This is a genomic window from Marinococcus salis (assembly GCF_054971365.1).
The window spans coordinates 1-3152 of the sequence record NZ_JBQOJB010000039.1 but is presented as its reverse complement, the minus strand read 5'-3'; the positions used below and the strand labels follow the sequence as shown (position 1 = coordinate 3152).

Genomic DNA, 3152 nt, shown 5'->3' with positions numbered 1-3152 from the left:
GCCCCCGGCTATCATCAACGCTGAAGAGCTTAACTTCCGTGTTCGGCATGGGAACGGGTGGGGCCTCTTCGCTGTTGCCACCGGACCGGCCCGTCGGGCCCTGACAACCAAATACCGAGACCGCGGCCACCGCCGCGTATCGTGCTGAGCGTGGATAAGACTTCGACCGATTAGTATCCGTCCGCTGCACATGTCGCCATGCGTCCACGCCGGACCTATCTACCTCGTCATCTCCAAGGGGTCTTATCTCCGTAGAGGGGAAAGGTCATCTTAAGGGGGGCTTCATGCTTAGATGCTTTCAGCACTTATCCCGTCCACACGTAGCTACCCAGCAGTGCTCCTGGCGGAACAACTGGTACACCAGCGGTGTGTCCATCCCGGTCCTCTCGTACTAAGGACAGCTCCTTTCACCTTTCCTGCGCCCGCGACGGATAGGGACCGAACTGTCTCACGACGTTCTGAACCCAGCTCGCGTACCGCTTTAATGGGCGAACAGCCCAACCCTTGGGACCTACTTCAGCCCCAGGATGCGATGAGCCGACATCGAGGTGCCAAACCTCCCCGTCGATGTGAACTCTTGGGAGAGATTAGCCTGTTATCCCCAGGGTAGCTTTTATCCGTTGAGCGACGGCCCTTCCATGCGGTGCCGCCGGATCACTAAGCCCGACTTTCGTCCCTGCTCGACTTGTGGGTCTCGCAGTCAAGCTCCCTTGTGCCTTTGCACTCTGCGAATGATGTCCGACCATTCTGAGGGAACCATTGGGCGCCTCCGTTACTGTTTGGGAGGCGACCGCCCCAGTCAAACTGCCCACCTGACACGGTCCCGAGGCCGGATCACGGCCTGCGGTTAGAATGTCGATACCACCAGGGTAGTATCCCACCAGCGCCTCCTCCGAACCTGGCGGTCCGGATTCGATGGCTCCTACCTATCCTGTACAAGTGGTACCCACATCCAATGTCAAGCTACAGTAAAGCTCCATGGGGTCTTTCCGTCCTGTCGCGGGGAACCTGCATCTTCACAGGTATTATAATTTCACCGGGTCTCTCGTTGAGACAGTGCCCAAGTCGTTGCACCTTTCGTGCGGGTCGGAACTTACCCGACAAGGAATTTCGCTACCTTAGGACCGTTATAGTTACGGCCGCCGTTTACTGGGGCTTCAATTCGGCGCTTCTCCCCCGGAGGGGGATAACGCCTCCTCTTAACCTTCCAGCACCGGGCAGGTGTCAGCCCCTATACTTCGCCTTACGGCTTCGCAGAGACCTGTGTTTTTGATAAACAGTCGCTTGGGCCCTTTCACTGCGGCTCCCTGGGGCTATGCACCCCGGGGAGCACCCCTTCTCCCGAAGTTACGGGGTCCTTTTGCCGAGTTCCTTAACGAGAGTTTTCCCGCGCGTCTTAGAATACTCATCCCACCTACCTGTGTCGGTTTACGGTACGGGCACCACGTTCCTCGCTAGAGGCTTTTCTTGGCAGGGTAGGTGCCGGCCCTTCGGGCCCCGTAGGGCCCTCCTGGTCACCGCTTGGCCGTCTGGGGGAGGGATTTGCCGCTCCCCCGGCCTTGCCAGCTTCAACGCGCATGTCCATTAGCGCGCGGCCGTGCCTGCCTGCGTCCCCCCATCACTCAAATGGAACGGAGGTGGTACAGGAATATCAACCTGTTTTCCATCGCCTACGCCTATCGGCCTCGGCTTAGGACCCGACTAACCCTGAGCGGACGAGCCTTCCTCAGGAAACCTTGGGTTTTCGACGGAAGGGATTCTCACCCTTCTTTTCGCTACTCATACCGGCATTCTCACTTCCAGGCGCTCCACCGGTCCTCACGGTCCGGCTTCGGGGCCCCTGGAACGCTCCCCTACCATCTCTCCCATGCGGGAGAGTCCACGGCTTCGGTGCTGCGTTTAGCCCCGGTACATTGTCGGCGCAGAGTCACTCGACTAGTGAGCTATTACGCACTCTTTCAATGATGGCTGCTTCTAAGCCAACATCCTAGTTGTCTAAGCAACTCCACATCCTTTTCCACTTAACGCAGACTTAGGGACCTTAGCCGGTGGTCTGGGCTGTTTCCCTCTCGACGACGGATCTTAGCACTCGCCGTCTGACTCCCGGGCAGCAAGTCGCTGGCATTCGGAGTTTGACTGAATTCGGTAATCCGGGAAGGACCCCTCGTCCAATCAGTGCTCTACCTCCAGGACTCTCGTACCCGAGGCTAGCCCTAAAGCTATTTCGGGGAGAACCAGCTATCTCCAGGTTCGATTGGCATTTCACCGCTACCCACGACTCATCCCCGCAATTTTCAACTTGCGTGGGTTCGGGCCTCCAGCCAGTGTTACCTGGCCTTCACCCTGGTCATGGGTAGATCACCTGGTTTCGGGTCTACGCCCGCCTACTTGATCGCCCTCTTCAGACTCGCTTTCGCTGCGGCTCCGCCTTTGCGGCTTAACCTTGCAGACGAGCGTAACTCGCCGGTTCATTCTACAAAAGGCACGCCGTCACCCCTTAACGGGCTCCGACTTCTTGTAGGCACACGGTTTCAGGATCTGTTTCACTCCCCTTCCGGGGTGCTTTTCACCTTTCCCTCACGGTACTGGTTCACTATCGGTCACTAGGGAGTATTTAGCCTTGGGAGATGGTCCTCCCAGCTTCCGACGGGATTTCTCGTGTCCCGTCGTACTCAGGATACCCCCGGCGGGGGGAGGATGCCGGCTACCGGGCTGTTACCGTCTCTGGCGGGCCGTTCCAGGCCGCTTCGCCTATCCTCCCCGCCTGCCGTGCGGGGTCCTACAACCCCGGGATGCAAGCATCCCGGTTTGGGCTGATTCCGTTTCGCTCGCCGCTACTCGGGAAATCGCGTTTGCTTTCTCTTCCTCCGGGTACTAAGATGTTTCAGTTCTCCGGGTCTACCGTCCGCCGCCTATGTGTTCAGCGGCCGGACGCCTTCCCATGACGGAAGGCGGGTTCCCCCATTCGGACATCTCCGGATCAAAGCTTACGTACAGCTCCCCGGAGCGTTTCGCCGTTCGTCGCGTCCTTCATCGGCTCCTAGTGCCAAGGCATCCACCGTGCGCCCTTTTCTTCTTAACCACTCGATACGCGGTCATTCTTCGACGCGGCCGCCGGTTCGTAAACCGGCCGCCTTGTGTTGCTTGTGTGT

Annotated in this window: 2 rRNA genes; both read right to left on the bottom strand. The window is 58.7% G+C overall.

The features are described 5' to 3' along the window. Positions 1-85, bottom strand: a 5S ribosomal RNA gene (gene rrf / locus ACTTK6_RS15700); the annotation flags it as partial. A 65-nt stretch (positions 86-150) separates the two neighbouring features. After that, a 23S ribosomal RNA gene (locus ACTTK6_RS15695) occupies positions 151-3082 on the bottom strand. Positions 3083-3152 lie beyond the last annotated feature (70 nt).